At 69.8% G+C, this 24,446-nt stretch carries 26 protein-coding genes; 13 read left to right on the forward strand and 13 right to left on the reverse strand.

Features of this window, described 5'->3' with window-relative positions:
* Positions 1–32 precede the first annotated feature (32 nt).
* Positions 33–821 (forward strand): PIG-L family deacetylase, encoded by a 789-nt coding sequence (locus RR1_RS01580; protein WP_040772538.1) that lies wholly within the window; start codon positions 33–35, stop codon positions 819–821.
* Between the two features lie 26 nt (positions 822–847).
* Here RR1_RS01580 and RR1_RS01585 read toward each other — a convergent pair whose 3' ends face one another.
* Positions 848–2,125, reverse strand: coding sequence for an ROK family transcriptional regulator (locus tag RR1_RS01585; protein ID WP_040772539.1), 1,278 nt, complete (start codon positions 2,123–2,125; stop codon positions 848–850).
* Positions 2,126–2,498: 373 nt separating this feature from the next.
* Between RR1_RS01585 and RR1_RS01590 the strand changes: the two genes are divergently transcribed.
* Both RR1_RS01590 and RR1_RS01595 read left to right on the forward strand, forming a co-directional pair.
* Positions 2,499–3,455, forward strand: coding sequence for a TauD/TfdA dioxygenase family protein (locus tag RR1_RS01590; protein WP_010837549.1), 957 nt, complete (start codon positions 2,499–2,501; stop codon positions 3,453–3,455).
* Between the two features lie 35 nt (positions 3,456–3,490).
* On the forward strand, positions 3,491–4,234 hold the full coding sequence (locus tag RR1_RS01595) for an SDR family NAD(P)-dependent oxidoreductase (RefSeq protein WP_072713594.1): 744 nt from the start codon (positions 3,491–3,493) through the stop codon (positions 4,232–4,234).
* Positions 4,235–4,239: 5 nt separating this feature from the next.
* Here RR1_RS01595 and RR1_RS01600 read toward each other — a convergent pair whose 3' ends face one another.
* Together RR1_RS01600 and RR1_RS01605 are read right to left on the reverse strand one after the other, a co-directional pair.
* Positions 4,240–5,355: a L,D-transpeptidase gene (locus RR1_RS01600; protein ID WP_051111141.1), complete on the reverse strand. Its 1,116-nt coding sequence runs from the start codon at positions 5,353–5,355 to the stop codon at positions 4,240–4,242.
* A gap of 122 nt (positions 5,356–5,477) precedes the next feature.
* Positions 5,478–6,560, reverse strand: coding sequence for a UDP-N-acetylmuramate dehydrogenase (locus RR1_RS01605; protein WP_040772958.1), 1,083 nt, complete (start codon positions 6,558–6,560; stop codon positions 5,478–5,480).
* An 86-nt stretch (positions 6,561–6,646) separates the two neighbouring features.
* Between RR1_RS01605 and RR1_RS01610 the strand changes: the two genes are divergently transcribed.
* The 3 genes from RR1_RS01610 (at position 6,647) to RR1_RS01620 (ending at position 8,533) form a co-directional block, all read left to right on the forward strand.
* Entirely contained in the window at positions 6,647–7,144 is a 498-nt protein-coding gene (locus RR1_RS01610) for a DUF2505 domain-containing protein (RefSeq protein WP_010838005.1), read from the forward strand.
* 79 nt (positions 7,145–7,223) lie between these two features.
* Positions 7,224–7,724 (forward strand): DUF2505 domain-containing protein, encoded by a 501-nt coding sequence (locus tag RR1_RS01615; RefSeq protein WP_010838006.1) that lies wholly within the window; start codon positions 7,224–7,226, stop codon positions 7,722–7,724.
* On the forward strand, positions 7,706–8,533 hold the full coding sequence (locus RR1_RS01620) for a hypothetical protein (RefSeq protein ID WP_051111142.1): 828 nt from the start codon (positions 7,706–7,708) through the stop codon (positions 8,531–8,533). Before RR1_RS01615 ends, RR1_RS01620 begins: the two co-directional genes overlap by 19 nt.
* Before the next feature lie 9 nt (positions 8,534–8,542).
* Here the strand turns inward: RR1_RS01620 and RR1_RS01625 are convergent, their stop codons facing one another.
* Positions 8,543–9,151, reverse strand: a complete 609-nt coding sequence (locus RR1_RS01625; RefSeq protein WP_010838008.1) for a type IV toxin-antitoxin system AbiEi family antitoxin domain-containing protein — start codon at positions 9,149–9,151, stop codon at positions 8,543–8,545.
* Between the two features lie 136 nt (positions 9,152–9,287).
* On the opposite strand from RR1_RS01625, the gene RR1_RS01630 reads away from it, so the two are divergent.
* Entirely contained in the window at positions 9,288–10,046 is a 759-nt protein-coding gene (locus tag RR1_RS01630; RefSeq protein ID WP_040772962.1) for an LmeA family phospholipid-binding protein, read from the forward strand.
* A 29-nt stretch (positions 10,047–10,075) separates the two neighbouring features.
* Here RR1_RS01630 and deoC read toward each other — a convergent pair whose 3' ends face one another.
* Positions 10,076–10,771 (reverse strand): deoxyribose-phosphate aldolase, encoded by a 696-nt coding sequence (deoC, locus tag RR1_RS01635; protein ID WP_010838010.1) that lies wholly within the window; start codon positions 10,769–10,771, stop codon positions 10,076–10,078.
* Positions 10,772–10,842: 71 nt separating this feature from the next.
* Between deoC and purU the strand changes: the two genes are divergently transcribed.
* Positions 10,843–11,727 carry a formyltetrahydrofolate deformylase gene (purU, locus tag RR1_RS01640; RefSeq protein ID WP_010838011.1) on the forward strand — a complete coding sequence of 295 codons (885 nt, stop codon included), beginning with the start codon at positions 10,843–10,845 and terminating at the stop codon, positions 11,725–11,727.
* Positions 11,728–11,811: 84 nt separating this feature from the next.
* Here the strand turns inward: purU and RR1_RS01645 are convergent, their stop codons facing one another.
* From RR1_RS01645 to RR1_RS01670, 6 genes are all read right to left on the reverse strand, one after another.
* Positions 11,812–12,861 (reverse strand): alpha/beta fold hydrolase, encoded by a 1,050-nt coding sequence (locus RR1_RS01645; protein WP_051111143.1) that lies wholly within the window; start codon positions 12,859–12,861, stop codon positions 11,812–11,814.
* Between the two features lie 92 nt (positions 12,862–12,953).
* Positions 12,954–13,901 (reverse strand): AurF N-oxygenase family protein, encoded by a 948-nt coding sequence (locus RR1_RS01650; protein WP_040772968.1) that lies wholly within the window; start codon positions 13,899–13,901, stop codon positions 12,954–12,956.
* A gap of 138 nt (positions 13,902–14,039) precedes the next feature.
* Positions 14,040–14,336 carry a DUF2516 family protein gene (locus RR1_RS01655; protein WP_010838014.1) on the reverse strand — a complete coding sequence of 99 codons (297 nt, stop codon included), beginning with the start codon at positions 14,334–14,336 and terminating at the stop codon, positions 14,040–14,042.
* Between the two features lie 90 nt (positions 14,337–14,426).
* Entirely contained in the window at positions 14,427–15,197 is a 771-nt protein-coding gene (locus RR1_RS01660; RefSeq protein ID WP_010838015.1) for a hypothetical protein, read from the reverse strand.
* On the reverse strand, positions 15,194–15,769 hold the full coding sequence (locus RR1_RS21560; RefSeq protein WP_081634141.1) for a helix-turn-helix domain-containing protein: 576 nt from the start codon (positions 15,767–15,769) through the stop codon (positions 15,194–15,196). Before RR1_RS21560 ends, RR1_RS01660 begins: the two co-directional genes overlap by 4 nt.
* 100 nt (positions 15,770–15,869) lie before the next feature.
* On the reverse strand, positions 15,870–17,210 hold the full coding sequence (locus tag RR1_RS01670; protein ID WP_081634142.1) for a DUF445 domain-containing protein: 1,341 nt from the start codon (positions 17,208–17,210) through the stop codon (positions 15,870–15,872).
* A gap of 79 nt (positions 17,211–17,289) precedes the next feature.
* Here RR1_RS01670 and RR1_RS01675 point away from each other — a divergent pair, with 79 nt between their 5' ends.
* Both RR1_RS01675 and RR1_RS01680 read left to right on the forward strand, forming a co-directional pair.
* On the forward strand, positions 17,290–18,045 hold the full coding sequence (locus RR1_RS01675) for a TetR/AcrR family transcriptional regulator (protein ID WP_010838018.1): 756 nt from the start codon (positions 17,290–17,292) through the stop codon (positions 18,043–18,045).
* A 40-nt stretch (positions 18,046–18,085) separates the two neighbouring features.
* Positions 18,086–18,466, forward strand: a complete 381-nt coding sequence (locus tag RR1_RS01680; RefSeq protein WP_010838019.1) for a DUF4873 domain-containing protein — start codon at positions 18,086–18,088, stop codon at positions 18,464–18,466.
* 6 nt (positions 18,467–18,472) lie between these two features.
* Here RR1_RS01680 and RR1_RS01685 read toward each other — a convergent pair whose 3' ends face one another.
* Positions 18,473–19,237 (reverse strand): fructosamine kinase family protein, encoded by a 765-nt coding sequence (locus RR1_RS01685; RefSeq protein WP_010838020.1) that lies wholly within the window; start codon positions 19,235–19,237, stop codon positions 18,473–18,475.
* Positions 19,238–19,412: 175 nt separating this feature from the next.
* Here RR1_RS01685 and RR1_RS01690 point away from each other — a divergent pair, with 175 nt between their 5' ends.
* From RR1_RS01690 to RR1_RS01700, 3 genes are all read left to right on the forward strand, one after another.
* Positions 19,413–20,642 (forward strand): glycosyltransferase, encoded by a 1,230-nt coding sequence (locus tag RR1_RS01690; RefSeq protein ID WP_010838021.1) that lies wholly within the window; start codon positions 19,413–19,415, stop codon positions 20,640–20,642.
* Between the two features lie 239 nt (positions 20,643–20,881).
* Complete coding sequence (locus RR1_RS01695) at positions 20,882–21,307, forward strand: ATP-binding protein (RefSeq protein WP_010838022.1); 426 nt, start codon at positions 20,882–20,884, stop codon at positions 21,305–21,307.
* Complete coding sequence (locus tag RR1_RS01700; protein WP_010838023.1) at positions 21,304–22,098, forward strand: SigB/SigF/SigG family RNA polymerase sigma factor; 795 nt, start codon at positions 21,304–21,306, stop codon at positions 22,096–22,098. The genes RR1_RS01695 and RR1_RS01700 overlap by 4 nt, the downstream gene beginning before the upstream one ends.
* A gap of 23 nt (positions 22,099–22,121) precedes the next feature.
* On the opposite strand, the gene metE is transcribed toward RR1_RS01700, so the two are convergent.
* On the reverse strand, positions 22,122–24,446 hold the full coding sequence (gene metE, locus RR1_RS01705) for a 5-methyltetrahydropteroyltriglutamate--homocysteine S-methyltransferase (RefSeq protein ID WP_010838024.1): 2,325 nt from the start codon (positions 24,444–24,446) through the stop codon (positions 22,122–22,124).

Below are 24,446 nucleotides of genomic sequence, written 5' to 3' on the forward strand. Positions count from 1 at the left end.
CCGAACGCGAGCGAACTGGCAGGATGACGGAAATGAGTGTGCTGGTGTGCTTCCACGCCCATCCCGACGACGAGGTCTTCACGACCGGTGGCGTCATGCGTCTCGCCGCGAACGCCGGTCATCGGGTCGTGCTGGTGACGGCGACCGACGGCGCGAAGGGCGAGGCTCCCGAGGGCCTGCTCGCCGAGGACGAGGAACTCGCGTACCGCAGGCGGCGCGAACTCGAGGCGTCCGCCGACGTGCTCGGCGCCGATCGCGTCGTGGTGCTGCCGTACGCCGACTCCGGGATGGCGGGCACCGGCGGCGATTCCGATCCCGACGCGTTCGCGAACGCCGATCGCGCGCAGGCCGCGGCGATGCTCGCGGGAATCCTCGTCGACGAGGGCGCCGACGTCCTCACCGTCTACGACCCGCACGGCGGCTACGGGCATCCCGATCACGTCCAGGTGCACCACGTCGGCGTCATGGCGGCCGCGCTCGCCGGGACGCCCCACGTGTACGAGGCGACGCAGAACCGCGACCACGTGCGCGCGCTGACGAACCTGATGCGCGGCGCCACCGCCGACGACGTACCGGCGGACCGGATCCCCGACCTCGACAGCTTCGGGCTGCCCGATTCGGAGATCACGACCGCCGTCGACGTGCGCGGCGCGATGGATGCCAAGCGGGCCGCGATGGCGGTGCACGCGTCGCAGATCGGCGACTTCGGGCCGTTCCTCTCGTTGCCGGACGACGCACTGCTCGCGGCCTTCGGGACCGAGTGGTTCCGGCGTCGCGGCGGCCCCGCGACCGAAGGCCGCGAGACCTCGCTTCCGCTCTGACCGGTCGCCGCGCGCTCGGCGCCCGGTCAGGGGATCTGGGCGAACGCCTTGACCGGATCGGCGAACAGCACACCGAGCGAGGTGACCGCCGACGCGTGCTGCTGGACGCGGTTCCCGAACCCGCTCACCCGAATGTCCTTGCTGCCGAACCGTGATCGCTCGCCGATCGCAGCGGCGACGTGCGCGAGACCGGGCTGGTACTCGGTGAACGCCTGACCGCCCAGGATCACGCGATCCGGGTTGAGCAGCTCGCGCAACGTCGCGACGGTGCGCCCGAGCGCACGCGCCCGCGCGGTGAGCACCTCCTGCGCCGCCTCCGAACCGTTCGACGCCGCCGCGACGACGTCGGCGACCGTCACGCGGCCCGATCCGTCGACGACCCCGCGCGAGACGGCGGCGGCCACGATGGCGCGGTCGCTCACCGTCGCCTCGAGGCACCCGGTCGCGCCGCACGCGCACTGCACCGACGAGCCCGTCGGGAAGTGCGCGATCGAGCCCGGGCCGCCGGCCGGTGTGTGGACGCGGCCGTCGATCGCGAGCGAGACACCCGCCGTCTCACGCGCGTAGAAGTACATCTCGGTCTCGCCGGTGGCGTCGTGCTCGGCGCGGTCGGGAGCGAGCAGCAGCTCGGCCGCCGCCATCGCCTCGACGTGCGCGGCGACCGAGACGGGAAGCCCGAGGCCGGCACCGATGATCGGGCCGACCTGCGCGCCCGTCCAGCCGAGCCGTGCGTGATCGACGACGCCGTGCGCCTGATCGACCCGGCCGCCGATCGCGACACCCACCCACAGCGGGCGGCGACGGTGCCACCGCGCGACGAACGCCTTCGCGCTCGACGCGATGGACCGGAGCGCGTCGGCGCCGTCGGGGCCCGACTCGGGGGTGACGATCTCGATCGCGCCGAGAATCCGGCCGCGCAGGTCGCTCGCGACGACGCTCGTCGCGACGGCGCCGATGTGGATGCCGACGGTGAGGAACGTCTCGTGGTCCACGTCGAACGGGATGCGCGGCCGCCCCACGGTGCCCGACGGCGTCAGATCGGCGCGTTCACGCAGGAGGCCGAGGTCGAGCAGCGCCGAGACCTGCCGTCCGACGGTCGCGACGCTCAGGCCGGTGGCCTCGGCGGCGACGTCACGGCCGATCGGGCCGCGCGAGCGGGCGACCCGGAAGACGGCCGATGCGGGGTTGTCGCCCACTTCGAGGCGGGCGGGGACGACGATCGCTCGTTCTCGTGGCCTCGCCGCGGGACGCGTGCGGGTGGCGGAAGGGCGTGAGCGGTACGGAGAAAGGGTGGGGGCAGACACTGTCGAGTCCAATCGAGTTCGAGGCGAAGCGCTCCCCCGGCGGACACGCCGTGCTGCCGCGACCCGTGACGGGGCGGTGCGACGGTGGTGCGAGAGTGCGCGTGATCAGCGACGAGAAACGAACGGGCGACAACAGAGTTCGCGCGCCAAGGGCAGCCGCGAGCCGAGCGCGGACGTCACATACGTCACGCGCAGCTCGGTGGGTTTCGCTGCCGACATGACGACGAAACTAGCAGACGACTGTCGGTGAACGCGCCCCGACGGTTTCGATCACGCTGCGCACAACCCTGGGCGACCCCACCGGCGAGGTGTTTCCGTAGGAGGCGCGCCCAGTGCATCGGCCGCGCGCACACGCATCACCAGGGAGATCATCGTGACCGTCGCTTTCGCCCCCACCTCCGCGCCCGAATCGCACGACGCCCCGAGCGCGACGAAACTCGGCGCCCACATCGGCGCACGGATCGACGGTGTCCGCCTCGGCGGCGACCTCCCGCCCGAGACCGTCGAGTTCGTCCGGCGCGCGCTGCTCGAACACAAGGTGATCTTCTTCCGCGACCAGCACCACCTCACCGCCGACTCGCAGTACGAGTTCGCGAGCCTGCTGGGCACCCCGACGACGGCCCACCCCACGGTGCGCTCGCACGGCGCGAAGATCCTGCCGATCGACTCCGACCTCGGCAAGGCGAACAGCTGGCACACCGACGTGACGTTCGTCGACCGCATCCCCAAGGCATCGGTGCTGCGCGCCGTGACGCTCCCCGAGTACGGCGGAACGACGGTGTGGGCGTCCGGCGTCGCCGCCTACCGCGGCCTCCCCGAGCCGCTGCGCGTGCTCGCCGAACACCTGCGCGCACGCCACACCAACGTCTACGACTACGCCGCGACGAGCGCCGAACGCACCACCGACGTCGGATCGTCGGAGAGCGCCTACCGCGCGGAGTTCGAGTCGCAGTACTTCGAGACGGAGCACCCCGTCGTGCGCGTGCACCCCGAGACGGGTGAGCGGACGCTGCTGCTCGGGCACTTCGTCAAGAGCCTCGTCGGCCTGAGCAGCGAGCAGTCGAACGCGATCTTCAAGGTGCTGCAGGACCACGCGATCAAGCTCGAGTACACGACCCGGTGGACGTGGCGCGCGGGCGACGTCGCGATCTGGGACAACCGCGCGACGCAGCACTACGCCGTCGCCGACTACGACGACCAGTACCGCAGGCTCGACCGGATCACCCTGGCCGGCGACGTCCCCGTCGGCGTGGACGGGGCACCGAGCACCTCCGTGGCGGGCGACGCGAGCGAGTACTCCGTCCTCGACGTTCCACGCCCGATTTCCTGAACCGCACCCCACCGAGGACGTTCTACGATCACGCCATGAGCATCCCCAGCGCCACCCCCGTCGCCGTCGTCACCGGAGCGAGTTCGGGTATCGGCGAAGCGACCGCCCGCGTCCTCGCGGACCAGGGCTTCCACGTCGTCGCCGCGGCGCGGCGGCTCGACCGGCTCGAAACGCTCGTGAGCGAGATCGGCGGCACCGCCCTCGAACTCGACGTCACGGACGAGGACTCCGTCACCGCGCTCGCCGCCGTCCTGCCTCGCGTCGACGTCCTCGTCAACAACGCGGGCGGCGCGAAGGGACTCGCACCCGTCCTCGAGGCCGACGAGGACGACTGGCGCTGGATGTGGGAGACGAACGTCCTCGGCACCCTGCGGGTCACGAAGGCGCTGCTGCCGAAGCTGATCGACTCGGGCAACGGGCTCGTCGTCACGATCACGTCGATCGCGGCGTTCGAGACCTACGACAACGGCTCGGGGTACACGTCGGCGAAGCACGCCCAGGCAGTCCTGCACCGGACGCTGCGCGGCGAGTTGCTGGGCAAGCCCGTGCGGTTCACCGAGATCGCGCCCGGCGCCGTCGAGACCGAGTTCTCGCTCGTCCGGTTCGACGGCGACGAAGCGCGCGCCGCAGCCGTGTACGAGGGGATCACGCCGCTCGTCGCCCTCGACATCGCGGAGATCATCGGCTTCGTCGCGTCGCGCCCGTCGCACGTGAACCTCGACCAGATCGTCGTCAAGCCGCGCGATCAGGCGAGCGCCGGGCGGTTCGACAGGCGCTGACGCGCCTACAACGCGGAGAGCGACTGCCACGTGGGCCAGTCGATCGTCCAGTCGTAGACGTCCCCGTCGGCCGGCGAGAGCGCGATCGACGTCCCCGTGACCTCCACGGGATCGCCGTACATCGCCGTCCCGAAGTAGGTCTCGGCGTCGCCCAACGACAGGTTGATGCAGCCGTTGGTCACGTTGGACGCGCCCTGCACCCCGATCGTCGCCGGATTCGCGTGGATGAACTCGCCGTTGTTGGAGATCCGCACCGCCCACCGCTCGCGCACGTTCTCGTAGTACGGCGGGTTCGACATGAGGAAGTCCTCGTGCTTCTCGGTGACCATGTGGATGCCGCTGCGCGTGACGTTGCGCGCCTCGTTGCCCTCGCCGTAGCTCACCGGAACGTCCATGATCGTCTGCCCGTCGCGCACGACCTGCATGCGATGACTGGGGGCGTTCGCGATCACGATCTGGCTGCGGCCGATCGTGAAGTCGATCGTGACGTCCTCCGCCCCGTAGGCGCCGCCGCCGAGATCGACGCCGTAGAGATTCGCGTCGACGTGCACCGTCGTGCCGGGCGCCCAGTAGTTCTGCGGCCGCCAGTGCACGCGAGATCCGCCGTCGTCCGCGAGCCACGCCCAGCCGCCCGGGGTCGGCGGGTTCGTCGTCACCGTGAGGGCGCGTTCGACGGCCGCTCTGTCCTCGACGGCGTCGTCGAACTGCAGCATGATCGGCGCCGCGATGCCGACCTCCTGGCCGTCGCCGATGTTGGTGTGCGCGGACACGATCCGGTCGGGCGCGAGCGTCGCGAAGTCGCCCGTGACGGGGACCTCGAGGCCGTCCGGCCCCGATGCCGAGCCGTGCCACGTGTACGTCGAGCCGTAGCCGAGTGGCTCGGTGACGGTGAACTGCGTTCGGTCCGGCGAGAGGGTCCCGGCGACCGCGACGCCGTCGGGGTTCGTGAGCCCCACGTCGGTGAAGGTGCCGTCCGCCGCGGTGATCGAGACGGGCGCGGTCGGTGAGACGCCCGTCGCCCCGGCCCCGGGATCGGCGGTGACGGTCACGGCGGGCTCCGGTGGACCGGCGGCGCCCTCGCCCTGCGTGTCCGTCGAGCATCCGACGAGCGCCGTCGCCATCGCGACGACGAGAACGAGCGCCGCACGCGCCCGATTGGCCCGAATTGGGCGAATCACCTGGTCAAGCACCAGTTCAGGCTACTCGCAGAGCGCCGCAGCACCCCCGAATCGCGTGCCCCGAATCAGCGTGCCGGTGCGCTCGCGACCATGACGGGTTCGGGTTCGAGCAGCACCCCGAACGCGGCCTGCACGCCGTCGCGGACGACGCGCGCGAGATCGAGGACGTCCCGTGCCCGGGCGGTGCCACGGTTCGTGAGCGCGAGCGTGTGTTTCGTCGACAGCCGGGCCGGGGCGTCCTCCCCGGGATAGCCGCGCGTGAAGCCGGCACGTTCGATGAGCCACCCCGCCGACAGCTTGGTGCCGCGCTCGGCGGGGAACTGCGGCACGTCCACCGCACCCAGCGCCGACGCGATCCGTTCGAGGACGATCGCCAGCTCGCCGTCCGTCAGCACCGGATTGGTGAAGAACGAACCCGCGCTCCACGTGTCGTGATCGGCCGGATCGAGCACCATCCCCTTGCCGCGCCGGAGCCCCAGGACGGCGTCACGGACCTGCGCCGTCGGCAGCCGTTCGCCTTCGGTCGCGCCCAGCGTCCGCGTGAGTTCGCGGTACCGGACCGGCGCGCTCAGTCCGTCGCCGCGCGTCTCGAGTTCGACGTCGAGCACCAGCGCGGCGTCGGAATGCTTGAGGACGCTCGTGCGGTACCCGAGCCCCAACTGCTCGGGCGGCACCCACCGCACCTCGCCCGAACGCCGATCGAGCAGCCGGACCCGGCGCAGCATGCTCGCCACCTCGACGCCGTACGCGCCGACGTTCTGGACGGGCGTGGCACCCGCGGAACCCGGGATACCGGAGAGGCACTCGAGCCCGCCGAGCCCTTCGCCGACGGCGGCCGCGACGACGTCGTCCCACACCGCCCCCGCCTCGGCGCGCACGAACCCCGGCTGGAACTCGACGCGATCGGTTGCGACTCGCACGACGACACCCGCGAACCCCGCGTCGCCGACGAGCAGATTCGACCCACCCGCCACGACGAGCGTCGGCACTCGCGCCGAATCGAGAATCCGCAGCGTGTCGACGAGAACACTCGTCGACGTACACGTCGCACACAGCTCGGCGGGGCCGCCGACACGCAACGTCGTGAGGTCGGCCAGCGCGACGTCGTCACGGACGAGAGCGCCCGCCGATTCCAGCCGCTGCCGCAGCTGCGCGGTGGGCCCTGCATTCCGGATCGCGGGTTCGGTGGGGACGGGTTCTTCGGCCACGACACAAGACGGTAGCCTCAGCGCCTGTGAGCCGCCGCATCGAACACTCGTCGTCGCTGAAGTCCGCCGTGACACGGGTCCACGCCGCCTTCGTCGACGAGCAGTACTGGAAGGACCGGATCGCGGAGGTCGGTGGACCGCACGCGCAGCTGGGGTCCGTCGAGACGACCGGCGACCGCATCACCGTCGAGTTCACGCAGGCGATCCCCGAGGATCAGTTGCCGTCGCTCGTCACCAAGATCCGTGCGGGCGACCTCGTCATCGCACGGACCGAGACGTGGGAGCCGCTGAGCGGCGACACCGCGAAGGGCACGTTCACCGCAGGCGTCGAGGGCGCGCCCGCCCGCGTCGGCGGCACCCACACGCTCGCCGGGTCCGACGGCGAGACGACCGTCACCACCGACGGTGAGGTCGAGGTCTCGATCCCCTTCCTCGGCGGCAAGATCGAAGCCGCGATCGCCGAACAGCTCGCCGAACTGTTCCGCATCGAGTCGGAGTTCACTGCGGAGTGGCTCGCGCGCTGAGCGGAGCGCCCCTTCTCGTACCGGTCCACACCGGCCCGGTGACCGCCGCCGCCGCCACGACCCGGTAACCTCGGTCGTCATGGCTCGACGTATCGACTATTCCGCCCGCTACACGCACGCCCCCGAGGACGTGTACAAGGCGCTCTCCACCCGGGATTTCTGGGAGGCGCGCGTCGAGGAGATGCGGAACTACTCGCAGAACCACGTCGAGCACTTCGAGGTCACCGACGACGGCATCGACCTCGTTCTCCATCACATCCTCCCGCGCTCGGAATTGCCCGACGTCGCGCAGGCCGTGATGAAGAAGGACATGGTCATCACCCGCAAGGAGCGGTACACGACGTTCGACGGCGAGGCCACCGGCACGTACGAGGCGTCGATCCCCGCCGGACCGGGCAGCCTCACCGGCAGCATGCACCTGTTCGCGACGGACGCCGGCTGCACGCTGCGCACGTCGTCCGAGGCCAAGGTCTACATCCCGTTCATCGGCGGCAAGCTCGAACAGCTCATGCTCGTCAACCTCGTCGATCTGTTCCGCGCCGAAGCGGACATGACGCAGGCATGGCTCGCGGCGCACTAGCGCCCCCACCCCCGAATCGGCACACACGCAGCAGCACTCCGAGCGCACCGCTCGGTGTGATCACGCGCGGAACGACGGGCGTCAACCGGTTACGACGCAGTGACCGCTGGCTCGTCCATCACCCCCGCGTGCAGCGCGTCCTGGGCGACGCGCCCGATCCGCTCGTCGTCGATCTGGGGTACGGGGCGCGTCCGCACACGACGTTCGAACTCGCACACCGGTTGTCGGCAGTGCGCGCCGACCGGCGCGTCGTGGGCCTGGAGATCGATCCCGACCGCGTCGTCCCGGCTCGGGACGGCGTGAGTTTCGCGCGCGGCGGGTTCGAGCTCGCCGGCCTGCGGCCCGTCCTCGTGCGCGCGTTCAACGTGCTGCGTCAGTACCCGGAATCCGAGGTGCCGGCCGCGTGGTCCACGATGCAGTCGGCACTCGCTCCGGAGGGGCTCATCGTCGAGGGGACGTGCGACGAACTCGGCCGGCGCTGTGCGTGGATCCTGCTCGACGCGCACGGACCGCTCACCCTCACCCTCGCGTGGGATCCGATGGCGGTCGAACGCCCGTCGGACGTCGCCGAGCGGCTGCCGAAGGCCCTCATCCATCGCAACGTTCCGGGCGAACTGGTGCATGCGCTGCTGCGTGCCGCCGACGACGCGTGGTCGTGGGCTGCGCCCCACGGCGTGTTCGGGCCTCGCGTCCGCTGGTCGGTCGCGCTCGAGCAGCTGCGCGAGCGGGGCGTCCCCGTCGCGCCCCCACGACGGCGGCTGCGGGACTGCGTCCTCACCGTTCCGTGGGCGGCGGTCGCGCCGAACTGAGCGGCGCCGTCACGTACACGCGGCGAGAGCGTGCTCGATGCGCCGTGCGACGTCCGCCGCGCCGGTCGCGACGGCGGCCTGCAACTCGTCCGGCCGGAAACGCGCGATCGCGACGCCGTCGCCGACGACCTCGTCGAGAAGCTCCTGCGAGATGCCACCACCGGCGAGATCGAGGACGGTGCGCACCGGCGTCGTCAACCGGATCCCGCCCAGCCGCTGACACTCCTCCGGCGCCAGTGCGCGGCGGTGCAGCGCGAGCGCCGTCGTCGGTGACGGTGGGGTGAGGACCGTCGAGAGATGGATGAAGCGCGGATACAGATGTCCGAGCCCGTAGAGCTCGGCGGCACTCTGGTGGGACACGACGGCGCCGCCGCCGAACCACGCACACCACTTGGCGTACTCGTCGAGATCCGACGTCGGATGTCCCGCGAGCCGGTAGAGGTCGCGGTCGATGCGCCGCCACGTCCCGTCGAGGATCCGATCCCCCAGATCCGTCGACGCGTATCCGGCGTCGAGCGCCTGCGCCGTCGTGAAGAACCCGGCCTGGTCCGCGGCCACGCGCACGAGCGCGGCACGGGTGTCCGCATCGCCGCGCGATTCGTCGTGTGAGTCCGTCATGTCGCAATCGTAGCCGCGAACGTGTCGTGGATCACATCTTTGTCATCGACAGTGCCTGCGTCACGGCGAGTTCCGCGCCACGCGGAGCGAACCGGCCTCACAGAGTGCGCACAGAGTCGTGCTGCACAATCGTGCCGTGACCACGACCGCACCCCGGCCGCCGAAGCGGTCCCGCCGCGCCCTCGTGATCGTCCTCGTCGTCGTGGCAGCGCTCGTCCTCGCCCTCGTCGCGGGCGAGATCTACGTGCGCAAGCGCGTCGAAGCCTGCCTCGCCGACCAGTTGACGAGCGAACTCGGCTCCCCCGTCGACATCGATCTGAGCTGGAAGCCCGTCCTGCTCCAGTCGATCGACCGCCGCATCCCGTCCGTGAGCCTCCAGAGCGAGGACGGCCGGTTCGGGCCGGCGGTCGGCATGAACGTCAGCGGCACCGCCGAGGACGTCACGCTCACCGACGACCCCGAGGCACCGGGAACCATCGGCAGCACGCACGCCGAGGTCGAGTGGGGCACCGACGGCATTCTGCAGACGATCCAGCAGCAGTCGTTCGACGGTCTCGTGAGCGGGGTGAACACCGACCCGGAGGCGGGCACGCTCGCGTTCGAACTCGTCGGCGGACTCGTCGACCTCACCGTGCGTCCCACCGCCGACGGCGGCAACGTGAACGTCGAGACCGTCGGCGCTCAGGTCCTCGGACTCGGCCTGCCGACCGATCTCGTGTCGGGAGTCGTCGAGACGATCACGGCGTCACTGCAGTCGTATCCGCTCGGTCTCGAGCCGACCTCGATCGACGTCACCGACGACGCGCTCCACGTCGTTCTCGACGGCAGCGAGTACGCCCTTCCGCCGAGCCAGGGCGACGGATCGTCGTCGGGTGGGTGCAGCCTCGGGCTGTGACATCCCGGTCTCGATCGTGACAGCTCCGGTCAGGCGGGGAAACCGTCGAGCACCGCACGGCTGGACGACAACCCGAGCCGCGACGCACCCGCCGCGATCATCTCGCGTGCCGCGTCGGCGGTGCGGATGCCGCCCGACGCCTTGACGCCGAGGCGATCACCGACCGTCTCCCGCATCAGCGCGACCGCGTGGGTGCTCGCACCGCCCGCCGGGTGGAAGCCCGTCGACGTCTTCACGTAGTGCGCGCCGGCCTCCTCGGCCGCCCGGCAGCACGCCACGATCGTCGCGTCGTCCAGCACCGCGGTCTCGAGGATCACCTTCAGGCCGATGCCGTCGCCGATGCCCTCGCGCACCGTGAGGATGTCGGCGCGGACGGCGTCGACATCGCCCGCGACGGCGGAGCCGATGTCGATCACCATGTCGATCTCCTGCGCACCCTGCTCGACGGCGAGCCGGGCCTCCGCCCCCTTGACGAGCGAATGATGCTTGCCCGACGGGAAGCCGACGACCGCGGCACGCACCAGCGCGCCCGCACGGACCGGAAGCATGGACGGCGAGAGGCACACCGCGAGGACACCGAGGTCGTGCGCCTCGTCGACGAGCGCGGCGACGTCGTCGCGGGTCGCCTCGGGTTTGAGCAACGTGTGATCGATCATCGCCGCGACCCGGGCGCGCGTGAGCCCGTCCGGATCGACTGCGGCGAGACCGCTGGGCCGGCTCGTCATGAGCCGAGCATGTCACACCGGACGCCGGGGCCTCGGCCCGTCCACCTGCGGGCGCCTGACACACTGGAAACATGAGTTCGCCCACGCTCGACGACCGCCGCTTCGTGCTCTCGCTCGGCACGCCCGACCGCACCGGCATCGTCGCGGCCATCTCGACGTTCCTCGCCGACGCCGGCGCCTCGATCGTCGAGGCCGCCTATCACGCGGACACGGCGGGCGGATGGTTCTTCACACGCCAGGCGGTGAGCGCGGCGTCGCTGCCGATCGGGCTGGACGAGTTGCGACGGCGATTCGAGCCGGTCGCCGCCGAACTCGGGCCGGGCACGGAGTGGCGGCTCGAAGATTCGACGGACCGCAAGCGAGTCGTGCTGCTCGTGAGCCGCGAGGGCCACTGCCTGCACGATCTGCTCGGCCGCGCGGCGTCCGGCGACCTCCCGATGGACATCTGTGCCGTCGTCGGCAATCACCCCGACCTCGAGACGGTGACGACGCGCCACGACGTCCCCTTCCACTACGTGCCGTTCCCGAAGGATCCGGCCGAGCGGGGACCCGCGTTCGAGGAGGTGCGCCGCCTCGTCGACGTCCACGACCCGCACGCCGTCGTCCTCGCGCGGTTCATGCAGGTGCTGCCGGCCGAACTGTGCGAGCACTGGGCGGGTCGCGCGATCAACATCCATCACAGCTTCCTGCCGTCGTTCGTCGGTGCACGCCCCTACCACCAGGCGTTCTCACGCGGCGTGAAGCTGATCGGCGCCACCTGCCACTACGTGACCGCCGAACTCGACGCCGGCCCGATCATCGAGCAGGACGTGATCCGGGTCGATCACACCGACGAGGTTCCCGACATGGTGCGGCGGGGCCGCGACATCGAGAAACTCGTTCTCGCACGCGGTCTGCGCTGGCATCTCGAGGACCGCGTCCTGGTGCACGGCCGCAAGACAGTCGTCTTCGACTGACGGCTCCCTCGCGGAGCGCCGGTCGTGTCGACTGGGAGCACAGAGCCGTCGAACGGGACGGCCGCGGCGGCAGGGCCGGGGCGATCAGCGCTTGCGCAGCCGGAGGATCTCCTCGTTCACGGCGTCGGGCGCTTCGACGGTCGACATGTGCCCGACGCCGTCGAGCACGATGAGATCGTCGAGATGACGGGCCTCGTCGAGCGTGGCCGCGAGCCGGCGCGCGTGCGTCTGCGGCGTGAGCCGATCACGAGTCCCCACGACGACGCTCGTCGGCACGCTGAGATTGTGCAGCCCTTCACGGACGTCGAGTGCGCTCAGTGCGGTGCCCCAGCCGCCACGGGCCCGCGGGTGGCACGCCGTCACGATGGAGCGGCAGAACTCGACCTGCTCGCGGGTCGCGGTCGGCGAGAGCGCGACGTACTTCACGGCACGCGCGGCGAACGGGGCGGACCCGAACGGGATCGTGGAACCGATGATCGCGCGCCCGACGGGCTGCGGAATCCGGGGGAACCGCGGCGGCAGCGGGATCAGGGCCGAGTCGGCGACGAGACTGTCGGTGGCCGTGCTGGCGAGCAGGACGGCGTGGACGTAACGGTCGACCAGATCGGGATGGCGCTCGGCGAACGAGATGATCGACATTCCGCCCATGCTGTGCCCGACCAGGACGGCCTTGGACGACGGATCGACGGTCTCGGCGAGAACAGCGGCGAGGTCGTCGGCGAGCAGCTGCGGGCTCAGGACCGAGGCGCCGAGCGTGCTGCGGCCGTGGCCGCGCTGGTCGTACGCGATGACGCGGTAGTTCTCCGCGAACGCGTTGATCTGCGGGTACCAGTACTCGATCGAGCAGGTCCAGCCGTGCGAGAGGACGAGCGGTTCGGCGTCGCGCGGGCCCCAGGCTCGCACGTGCAGCCGGGCGCCGTCGGGGGTGTCGATCTCGAGGACGTCCGGCTCCGCGTCGGGGGCGTCGAACAGCCGGGCGGTGCCGACGTCGGCCGCCCGCAGGATCTCCTCGCCTTTCCGGCCGCGGGCGATCATCGCCCCGCCGAGCGCGAGCGCTCCGATTCCTGCACCGATTCCGAGCGCCCCGGCCAGGGCACGACGTTCCGTCACGTTCCTTGCTCTCCCTTGAATCATCGGCACTGCCGAACGAACCACCAGCACTGCCGACCGTCGGCCGCCGACGTCGCGTCCACGACGTCGGCGGCCACTCCGGACGATGTGCGCGGTCAGATGATGTGCGCGCGGCGCAGCAGGACGGTCGAGGGACCGCCGATGAGGCCGACTTCGTCGAGGAACTCGACGGTCTTCGCGCAACCCTCACGAATCTTGTCGTGATAGTGGCGGTTTCCGGCCGCTGCCTTCTTCGCCTCCTCGACGTCGAGGCCTGCCGCCGCGTACACCTGGTCGTTGACGAGACTCGTCACGACGAAGTACGCGGTGACACCGAGGACGAGCCGGACGCGGGCGCGATCGAACCACGACGCGTTCTCGAGCCGCCGCACGCACTCCTCGCGGGCGAACTTGATGTGCCGCGCTTCCTCGAGCACGTGGATCTTGCTGACGGTGCGCGTGATCGGCTGGACCCGCTCGTCCATCATGAAGTCGCGCTGCATCATGTCGAGGATCTCCTCGGCGAACAGCGTGCCGCCGTAGGCGAGCGACCCCGTGGCCGTCGCCTTGAACATGCGTGCGGCGTGGAGGATCCACTTCTTGGGGCGGTACGAGGGGATGCCGAAGCGCTGCGCGGAACGCGCGAACATCGTGGAGTGACGGCACTCGTCGGCGATCTCGGCGAGTGCGAACTGGACGTGCGGCGTCGCGGGATCATGCGTGTAGATGTCCCGGAGCAGCATCTGCATGAGGATCATCTCGAACCAGATCCCCGTGCCGGCGACCGACGCGGCCTCGTGCCGCGTGAGGGTCTTGCGCTGCTCGTCGGTCATGCGGTCCCACAGCTCGGTGCCGTACAGGCTCGACCACTCGGGGGTCATGCCGTGCATGTCCCAGGGAATATCCGCGTCCCAGTCGACCTCGACGAGCGGGTCGTAGGACTTGCGCGCGGACGATGCGAGCAGCCGCTCCGCCGTCTCCTGCCGGTTTCCTGCGCGGGTCAGTCGTGATTGCGGCCGGAGATCCCGGTACCGCGGGCGTTCTGCGCGATGCACGATAGCCATCTCGGTTCCCTTCCACAGGTCGACCACCACGTCGAGGTGGACCGTTTCGGAGTGTCGAGAATCACTTTAGTCGGCGGACGTCGCGTTGTCACCAGCTGTCCGCTAATTGCAGTTACAGAAAAGCCGCGTTACACACACTCACCAGCGAGGACCGCGCTGAACCTCGTCGACACGCGGCCGGACGTCGACGAGATAGACGCAGACCGCGACGATCGCGACGATGCCGAACAGGCCGATGACCGACGGCCAGACGAGGAGAAAGACGGTGGCCGCGGCGAGAATGCCGACCCACACCGGCTTGGTGAGCTTGTCGACGGCAGTGAACGCATCCTTGCGCTGACGGATCACATGGACGAGCGCGAACACCGCGCCCGCGAGTGCCACGAGGCGGATGGCCAGCAGGATGATGGAGATCAAGCCGTCGACGTGAATCACGGGCGCCATTCTACGGATGAAGACGCCGACCGCCCCGTCGACGTCGACGGGGCGGTCGGTGAAGGTGGTGCGGCCGTGTCGCCCGGGACGTCAGGCCTTCTTGGTCGGAGCCTTCTTCGCGGGCGCCTTCTTCGCGGGCGCCTTCTTCGCGGGCGTGGTGCGCGCCGTGCTCGCGGCCGGCGCCTTCTTCGCGACACGCGACTTCGCGGTGGTCGCGTTCGACGCGACCTCCTTCGACGCCTCCTCGGCCTGATCACCGAGATCGAGCACCTTCAGGGCCGCCTCGTCGCCGGCGTCCGAGATCGTGTCGCCGACGCCCTCGGCGGTGTCCGAGATGCGCCCGGCGGCACGGCCCGCGAACTTCGCGGCCTGCTCACCGATCGCACGAGTCTGCCGCGCGACGCTGCCCAGCGCCTCCTCGGTCAGCTCGACGGCGTCGCCGAAGGCCGACTCCGCGCGCTCGATGCCGTCCTCGACCGCGGGCTGCTTGCGCAGGCGCTCGACTGCACCCTCGCCACGCTCGGCGAGCGAGGCGTAGATGTCCGACGCGACCTTGAGGTACGCCTCGGCAGCCTTGCGCAGCTCCTCGGCGCTGAACCGCTCACGCAGCTCGGCGAGCTCCTCGGGCAGCTCCGACGGGAGCGCCGCGAGGCGTTCGCGCAGGCTCTCGACGTTCTCGGTCACTTCGCTCTGGATGTCGGTGAACCGCGCACGCGCCTCGTCGACACGGCCCTCGACGTCGCCCTGAGCTTCCTCGGCGCGCGTACGCACCTGCGCCACGACATCGGCCACGGCAGCCAGGACCGCGTCGCCGGCACCCACAGCGGCGTAGATCGGGGTCTTCACGTTGTACTCGGTCATCGGTTCTCCTTCGTCCTTTCGGAGCTGAGCACCCGGTCGGCGTCGGATCCGGCGCCGGGCTTCGGTTCGGCGGCATCGGGAGCGTCGTCGGACACGATGCCGGTGGTACTGGTGGTACCGGTGGTACTGCTCTCGCTGTTCGACTCGTCCGCAGTGTCGTTCTCACGCCGGAAGGAGTCGTAGATCTCGAGCAGCGCCTGCTTCTGACGATCGGTGAGGTCACCGTCCGCGAGGACGGCGTCGCGCACCGGGCTGAGCTCACGCTGTTCGAGATAGCCCGCCTGGATGTACAGGACCTCGGACGAGACGCGAAGACCTTTCGCGATCTGCCCGAGCACCTCGGCCGAGGGCTTGCGCAATCCGCGCTCGATCTGGCTGAGATACGGATTGCTCACGCCCGCCAGTTGCGCGAGTTGACGCAAGGAGACCTGTGCGGATTCTCGCTGGGAACGGATGAAACCACCGATGTCGTGGGCGGCGGTGCTCACGACCCGCGCCGCGCGATCTGCGGGAGCCTCACGCGTTGCGTCGCCTTCGTCGGTGCCGTTCGCACCGTCCGGTTCGCGGTTCACGGTTTCCTCCGTCGGTCGGACGAGAACCACGATAACGGCGAGTGCTAACTATTGCAAGCATTTTGCTAGCAGTGGGCTTGCACTGCAGGTCGGCAGGGCGTCAGTGGACGACGCCGAACATCATCGCCGAGACCGTGTAGATCGTCAGACCCGCGAGCGCGCCGACGACCGTGCCGTTGATCCGGATGAACTGCAGATCGCGGCCGACCTGGATCTCGATCTTGCGGCTCGCCTCGGCGGCGTCCCAGCGCTCGACGGTGTCGCTGATGATCGTCGTGATCTCGTCGGTGTAGTTCTCGCTGACGTAGCGGGTGCCCTTCTCGAGCCACGCGTCGACCTTGCCGCGCAGGGCGTCGTCGTCGCGCAGCCGTGCGCCGAGCAGTTCGACGTTCTCGGCGACCTTGCGCCGCAACGTGCTGGTCGGATCGTCGACCGACTCCATGATGAGGCGCTTCGCGACGCGCCACGCAGCCTCGGCGAGCCCGGTGACCTCCTTGCGGCCCATGATCTCGGTCTTGATCTTCTCGGCCTTCGCGATGGTCGCGGGATCGTTCTGCAGATCCTGCGCGAAGTCCACCAGGAACCGGTTCGCCGCCTGCCGCACCTCGTGATCGGGGTTGGACCGGACCTTCCACGTGAAGTCCACGAGTTCCTTGTGGATTCGCTCGCCGAGCAGCAGATCCACGAACTTCGGCGACCACGACGGCGAGTCCCTGCTGATGACACGGTCGATCGTGTCCTGGCTGCCGAGCGCCCACTCGTGCGCGCGCTCGGCGAGCAGATCGAGCACGGGCAGCTGACGATTCTCGCGCAGCAACTCCTCGAGGAGCTTGCCGAGCGGCGGACCCCATTCCGGCTCGGCCAGCCGGTGGACGATGGTCTGATCGATGATCGCCTGGACGTCCTCGTCGTCGATCACCTCGACGACGCCGCGCAGCACGACGGCCGTCTCGGCGGCGACGCGCTCGGCGTTGCGGGGCTGCGCCAGCCACGTCGCGAGCCGCAGCGGGACCTGCGCCCCCGCGACCTTGTTCACGACGACGTCGGCCGACAGGAAGTTGGAGCCGACGAAGCTCGACAGCGCTTGGCCGAGCTGGTCCTTCTTGCGCTTGATGATCGCCGTGTGCGGGATCGGCAGGCCGAGCGGATGCTTGAACAGGGCAGTCACGGCGAACCAGTCCGCGAGCGCACCCACCATGCCGGCCTCCGACGCCGCACGGACGTAGCCGACCCACGGGCCTGCGCCCTGGGTCTCCTGCCAGCGGCAATAGAGGTAGATCACCGTCGCGAGCACGAGGAAGCCCGTCGCGACCACCTTCATGCGGCGCAGTTCGCGTCGCTTCACGGTGTCGTCGAAGGCGCCGAGCCCGAGTTCCGTCGTCACCGGACCATTGTGCCCACGCGGGCCCGCGGGCCGGGACGAGGCGCGGCGGCGAACCATTGCTTCGGATTAAGCTCTACGAGAGCAGTGCGTGCGCCGACCGGCGTCCGGCAGCCGAACGAACGAAAGCGAGGTGCCCGTGTCCTCGGACGGAGCCACGGACGAGACCACGAGCGAGCCCTCGACGAACGGCGACACGCCACCTCCCGCGAAGCCCGACGCTCCGGCGAAGTCGGACGGCCGCAAGCGGCGGTGGCGCGAGCACAAGATCGCGCGCCGGGAAGAGCTCGTCGACGGCACGATCAGCGCGATCCGGCTGCACGGCCGCGACATCGGGATGGACGAGATCGCGTCGGAGATCGGCGTGTCCAAGACGGTCCTGTATCGATACTTCTCGGACAAGAGCGATCTCATGAACGCGACGATGATGCGGTACGTCCAGACGACGCTCGCGCCGCGCGTGTACGCCGCCGTCTCGAGCGACATGAGCGAGTTCGAGCTCACCGAGGCGACGATCAAGGCGTACGTCGAGACGGTCGCGTCCGATCCCGAGATCTATCTGTACGTGATGTCCAACGGGCAGGGCGCGGACACGAGCGTCGTCGCGGATTCGGAGCGGATGATCGCGGAGGTCCTCGCGTCGGTTCTCGGCGAGAAGCTGCGTGCGCTCGACATGGATTCGGGCGGTTCGGTGCCGTGGGCGTACGGCGTCGTGGGCTCGGTCCAGCTGGCGACGCACTGGTGGATCTCCAACCGCTCGATGTCGACCGAGGATCTGATCGCCTATCTCACGATGATGCTGTGGGGTGGGATCTCGGGAATCGCCGAGATGAAGGGCTCCCCCACGAGGTTCCGTGCGGCCGACCACTCGTTCCCGACGGGCCCGGAGACGTGACATCTATCATGTAACCGGGGGTTACAGGTACTGTCGCGGTATGAGCGACGACACGACGCCCGCCGACGCCACCGCGCCCGGCGAACCGACCTACGGCAAGCTGCGCAGCGAGGGCTTCGACCACATGGGCGAATCCGAGGGCTACCGCGGCAACGCCTCGGTCTCGGTGCCCGGCGCACCCACCGCTATCGACACGACGGTCGATCTCATGGGTTCGTTCGAGCCGATCAGCGGCCGTTTCCACTGGTACGGACGGGTCCGCGGCCTCGCCGATGCGCTCCCGGATCTCGACCTGCCCACCGGAACCGAACTGACCGTCGACACTCCCGACGCGACCGTGACCGTCGTCGTCACGGGCCGGGATCTGTGGGGCAGCCACATGGTGGACGGACGCGGTGCGCCCCCGTTCGACTGGATCTGACGACGCTCACGCGAGCGCGAGCGTCTGCTGCGCGGCGTCCGCGAGCGCGATCCCGTAGCCACGTCCGTGGCCGGCGGCGTGCACCGCGAGCGGATGCAACTGGTGCAGCGGAATCCGTGAGCGCCACCCGGCGGCGAGCGGACTCGCGCTCTCGTATGCCGCGACGATCTCGTCGAGATGCGGGCATCCGAACAGGTCGAGCATCGCGAGATCCGTCTCGCGATGCCCGCCGTGTGCCGCGGGATCGATGAGCACGACGCCGTCCCGCGTCCACAGGACGTTGCCGTTCCAGAGGTCGCCGTGCAGCCGCGCGGGCGCCGTCGTCGTGCCGTCGAACGCTCCCGACTCGACCAGGTCGCACGCCCGCTCGACGACGTCGCGCTCGCCGGTGGTGAGGTGTCCCGCGTCGACCGCCTCCCCGAGGAACGGCCGCACCCGCTCCCTGCCGTAGAAGCGTCCCCACGACGCGTCGATACCCGCTCCCATCTCGCGTTGCCCGATGTAGAGCGGGCCCGTGTAGCCGGCGGGTGGGCTCCCGTACTCGGCCGCGCCGGCATCGTGCACCCGTGCGAGCCGTCCGCCGAAGCTCCGCGCGTTCTCGCGCGACGGCCCGGTCGTCGCGACGCGATCCAGCTCGATGTGCTCGTCGTCGACGGCGAGCACCGTCGCCGTCCGCGCTCCCCCGTCCGAGAGCCACCGCAGACCGGCCGCCTCGGCCTCGAAGAACCCCGGCGGCGCGGGCGAGCGGCGCTTGACGAACGGATCGGCCATGGCGTCCGACCCTACTGCGCGTGCCGCACGACCGCGGGCAGGTTTCGGACGCGCGCTGCGGGGGAAGACACCTGTCGGTGCGTCCGTATCGCCGGCCGAGCATCGCCGCCCGCCGTCTTCGCCCGCCGGACGCTTCGTGCGTCACAGCTGCCGTTCGAACGAAAGGTCATCCGACATGCGCCCTGCGCTCGCCGACTCGAGACCGCTCTCGATCGCCATGGTGTCCCAGCAGGCGAACCCGCTGCGGCCCGTCCCCGAATCCGCGCATCAGAGCGCGCACGTCGCGGCATTGTCCGAATCGCTCGCCCGCAGCGGACACCACGTGATCGTGTACACCCGGCGTACCGATCCCGACGTGCCGGAGCGTGAACGAGCACCCGAGGGATACACCGTCGTCCACGTCCCGGTCGGGCCGTTCGAACTCCTCCCCGACGAGCGGACACTGCCGCTGATGGGCGAGTTCGGCGGGTTCCTCGAAGGCGAGTGGGATCAGGTGCGACCGGACATCGTCCACGCGCACTTCTGGATGTCGGGCATCGCGACGCAACTCGCGACCAAGATGCTGGGCATCCCGGTCGTACAGACCTTCCACACCCTCGGGGCCGTCGAGGCGCGGTCGACCGAGCGGACCTCGCGCGCACTCAACGACCGCATCCGGCTCGAGCAGCTCATCGCCCGCGGCTCGACCCGCATCCTCGCGACGTCGGCCGACGAGGTCTTCGAACTCGCCCACATGGGCATCCCGCGCCAGCGGACGACGATCGTCCCGCACGGCGTCGACGTCGACCTGTTCTCGCCGCACGGCCCGGCCGCCGAACGCGGCGAACTCCGGCGGATCCTCATGGTCGGCGACGTGGACACCGACAACGGTTTCGCGGCGGGGATCGAAGCACTCAAGCGGGTCCCCGACGCCGAACTCACGATCGCGGGCGGCGTCGACGGAGACGCCGCTTCGGCCGCGAAGAAACTCGCGTCCACCGCGCGCCGGCATCGCGTCGCCGATCGGGTGACGATGCTCGGTAGCGTCGACGACGCCGACCTGCCCGCGCTGCTGCGATCGGCGGACGTCGTCGTGTGCGCGCCGGAACACACCAGCGACGCCACGCTCGCACTGCGCGCGATGAGTTGCGGGATTCCCGTCGTCGGCACCGCCGTCGGCGCGCTGCGCGAGGTGGTGTCGGAGGGTGCGACGGGGCGGATCGTGCCCACGGGGTCGGCGCGCCGCCTCGCCGACTCGATCTCGTCGGTCCTCGACGATCCCGCCGTCGCGAAGTCGTTCGGTGCCGCAGCGCGCGAGCGGGTCGAGCAGCGCTACAGCCGGCTCGCCGTCGCGGAGGAAGCACTGCGCGCCTACTCGCGCTGTGTATCGGCGCCGCCGCGGACCCGAATGGCTCCCGTGCGGTGAAGAAAAGCGGAAAATGCTACCAGCCGGTAGGCGGAGCCGCCACGCACGATCACGATGGCGGCGCCGCGACGCTGCCAGCGTTGTGCAACCGCGACACGTTTGCAACGATTGGCCACGAAAACGACGCGATCGATGTGTTTGGATACCGCCCGAATGCGGTATTCCGAGCGAAGTGTCGACTCGCAGGACGTGTCACCGGCTTCGCCGGGCGACGCCAGTGTGCCGGACTCGGAGGTCTCATGGCTGACACCAAGACAATTCAGCCCGAACAGGATCGAGCGAATCCTGTCGTCGAGTTGCGTATCCGCGCCACACCGGACCAGCTGCCGGTTCTGCGAGCACTCGCGGCCGCCATCGCCGTGCACGAAGATTTCGATGTCGACTCGATCGCGGACATCCGGCTGGCGATGGACGAGATCTGTACCTACCTGATCACGCGGTCCACGGAGGACGCCGTCCTCGTGTGCCGTCTGCAGTACGTCGATCGGACGCTCTCGGTCGCGGTGTCCACCACGACCGTCGACGCCGAGTACCCGAACACGCGGTCCTTCGGCTGGCACGTCCTCGACGCGCTCACCGACTCGGTCGACACGCGCCAGGAGCCCGACCCCGCCGGATACCTGACGACCCTCGAGTTCACGAAGACGAACGGCACGTATTCGTGACGCAGCCTCCGGCACACCGGAGCCGGCCGCGCGGAACCGACGAGTACGACGACGTCCACGCGACGTTCGAGAAACTGGCGGCGCTGCCCCGGGCCGACCCCGAACGATCGGCGCTGCGTACCGCGATCGTGCAACGGTGCCTGCCGCTCGCCGAGCACATCGCCCGTCGGTTCGACGGACGCGGCGAGAACCACGACGATCTCGTCCAGGTGGCGCGCGTCGGGCTCGTCAACGCCGTCGACCGCTACGACGTCGAACGCGGCTCCGACTTCGTCTCGTTCGCCGTCCCCACGATCATGGGCGAGGTGCGCCGTCACTTCCGTGACACGGGCTGGGCGGTGCGCGTTCCGCGCCGGATGAAGGAGCTTCACCTGTCCATCGGACAGGCGGTGTCGGCATTGTCACAGAGCCTGGGTCACGCGCCCACCGCGAGCGAGATCGCCGACTATCTCGGCCTCGACACCGAAGAGGTCGCGCAGGGCCTCGTCGCGGGAAACGCGTACAAGACGGTGTCCGTCGAGAGCACGACGTCCGAGCGTCCCGGCGAACTGTCCGTCGTCGACACGCTCGGCGAGTACGACGCCGCGCTCGAGAACGTCGAGAACCACGAGACGCTGCGGCCGCTCCTCGAAGCACTGCCCGACCGCGAACGCGCCGTCGTCATGCTGCGGTTCTTCGGCAACATGACGCAGACCCAGATCGCCGAGCGTGTCGGCGTCTCGCAGATGCACGTCTCGCGGCTGCTCACCCGCACGCTCGCCCAGCTGCGCGATCAGCTGGGCGGAGCGTGAGGCGAGCCACTCCCCGGGTTCGGCTAGTCCTCCGAACCGGCCTTCTCCGCCCGGCGACGCAACCGGCGTGCGGCCGCGACGAGATTGCGCAGCGACGGCTCGAGCTGCCAGTAGTGGCGCGTCTTCAGACCACCGTCCGGATTCGCCCACAGCCGATCGAGCGGCACCGACTCGCTCGCCTTCGTGAGCAGTTCGTCGAGTTCGTCGATGTCCGGGATCCGGGCCGACCGGCTCTCGTAGACGCCGGGCCCGACGCCGCGCGTGAGCGCACGCTCCTCGATAGCCTGCAGGACCCAGTCGATCGACCGCGTCGCGACGATCGCGGTGACGTCGGCGTCGAGCCGTTCGATCGCGTCGACGACCGACGTCTTGCCCGAGTACGTGATGTGCGTGTGGATCTGCGTCTCGGGCTTCGCACCACCTGTCGCGAGCCGGAACGCATCGACCGCCCACTCGAGGTACTCCTGGCGGCCGTCGTCGCGTAGCGGCAGCAACTCGCGAATGGCGGGCTCGTCGACCTGGATGATCGCGATCCCGGCGGCCTCGAGGTCGGCGATCTCGTCGCGGATCGCGAGGGCGAGCTGATCGGCGGTCTCGTAGAGCGGCTGGTCCTGACGGACGAACGAGCGCGCCAGCATCGTGACGGGGCCGGTGAGCATCGCCTTGACCGGCTTGTCCGTGAGCGACTGGGCGAACCCGATCCACTCGACCGTCATCGGCTTCGGCCGCGCGACGTCGCCGAACAGGATCGGCGGCCGCGTCGCGCGCGAGCCGTACGCCTGCACCCAGCCGTTGTGGGTGAAGGCGTATCCGTCGAGCAGTTCCGCGAAGTACTGCACCATGTCGTTGCGCTCGTGCTCACCGTGCACGAGGACGTCGAGGCCGATGTCCTCCTGGAGGCGGATCGTGTCGGCGATCTCCTCCTGGATCCGCTTGTAGTAGTCGGCCCATTCGAGCCGGCCCGCACCGAGTTCGTAGCGGGCCTGCCGGATCGCGTCCGTCTGCGGGAACGAACCGAGCGTCGTCGCGGGCACGAGCGGCAGGTTCAGCCGTTCCTGCTGGGCGACGCGGCGCTCCTCGTACGGTGCGCGCACGCGATGCTCGGGGCGGATCGCGTTGACCCGCGAACGCACCGTGTGCTTGAGCTTGAAGTGCACCGAGGTCGGCTTCTTGCGCCACTTCTCCGACGGCCCCTCGGTCAGTGCCTTCGCGAGCGCGACGACCTCACCGACCTTCTGCTTCGCGAACGCGAGCCGGTCCGCGACGTCGCCGGGGAGGTCGTATTCGATGAGCACGTCGTACGGCACGTGCAGCAGCGACGTCGACGTCGAGACGACGAGGTCGGGGACGACGTCCTTCAGCTTGTTCAGGTAGGTCAGTGTGTTGTAGCGGTCGACGCGCCACACGTTGCGGCCGTCGACGACACCCGCGTAGAGGCGCTTGCGCCGCAGCCCCGGCACCTTCGCGAGTTCGTCCGGGTTGACCTTGCCCGCGACGAGGTCGAGGCCGAGTGCCTCGACGCCGGTTCCGGCGAGGATCGCGAGGGCGTCGCCGAGCCAGCCGTACTGGCCCGTCACGAGGATGCGCGGACGCAGCGGCGCCGTCGAGAGCGTGTCGTACGCACGTCGCAGTGCCTCGAGTTCCTCGGGCGCCCGGTCCTCGGTGAAGCACGGCTCGTCGAGCTGCACACACGTCGCACCGGCCTTCGCGAGCTGCGCGAAGAGCTTCTCGTATTCCGGCAGCAGGGCGTCGAGCAGGTCGAGCGGAGCGAAGCCGTCGCGCTCGCTCGTGGGGCTCACCTTCGCGAGCAGCAGCAGCGACACCGGGCCGAGGAGCACGGGCCGCAGTTCGATGTCGCGGGCCATCGCGCGATGGAACTCGTCGAGCACGTCGTCGGACCGCAACGAGAACGTCGTGTTCTCGTCCACCTCGGGCTGGCGGTAGTGGTAGTTCGTCCCGAAGTAACGGACGAGCTCGAGGGGCGGGAAGTCGGGCTTGCCGCGCGCGAGTGTGAAGTAGAAGTCGAGGTCGTCCATCTCGCCGCGCAACGGCGCGAACCGCGGCGGGACGGCGCCGAAGAGGAGCGCGTTGTCGAGGACGTGATCGTAGAACGAGAACGTGTTGCCGGGCACCTGGGAGAGGCCGGTCGCGGCGAGCTCGCTCCAGGTCTCTTCCTGCAGTTCGCGTCCGACAGCGAGGAGCTCGGCACGGGTTCCGGTGCCGTGCCAGTACGCCTCGAGTGCACGCTTGAGCTCGCGGCGAGGGCCGATACGCGGGTAGCCCAAGATGCTCGAGCCGACGGGAGTGCTCGAACCGACGGGAGTGCTCGAACCGAAGGTGCTGGTCAT

It is taken from the genome of Rhodococcus rhodnii NBRC 100604 (assembly GCF_001894925.1).
GTDB lineage: Bacteria > Actinomycetota > Actinomycetes > Mycobacteriales > Mycobacteriaceae > Rhodococcus_F > Rhodococcus_F rhodnii.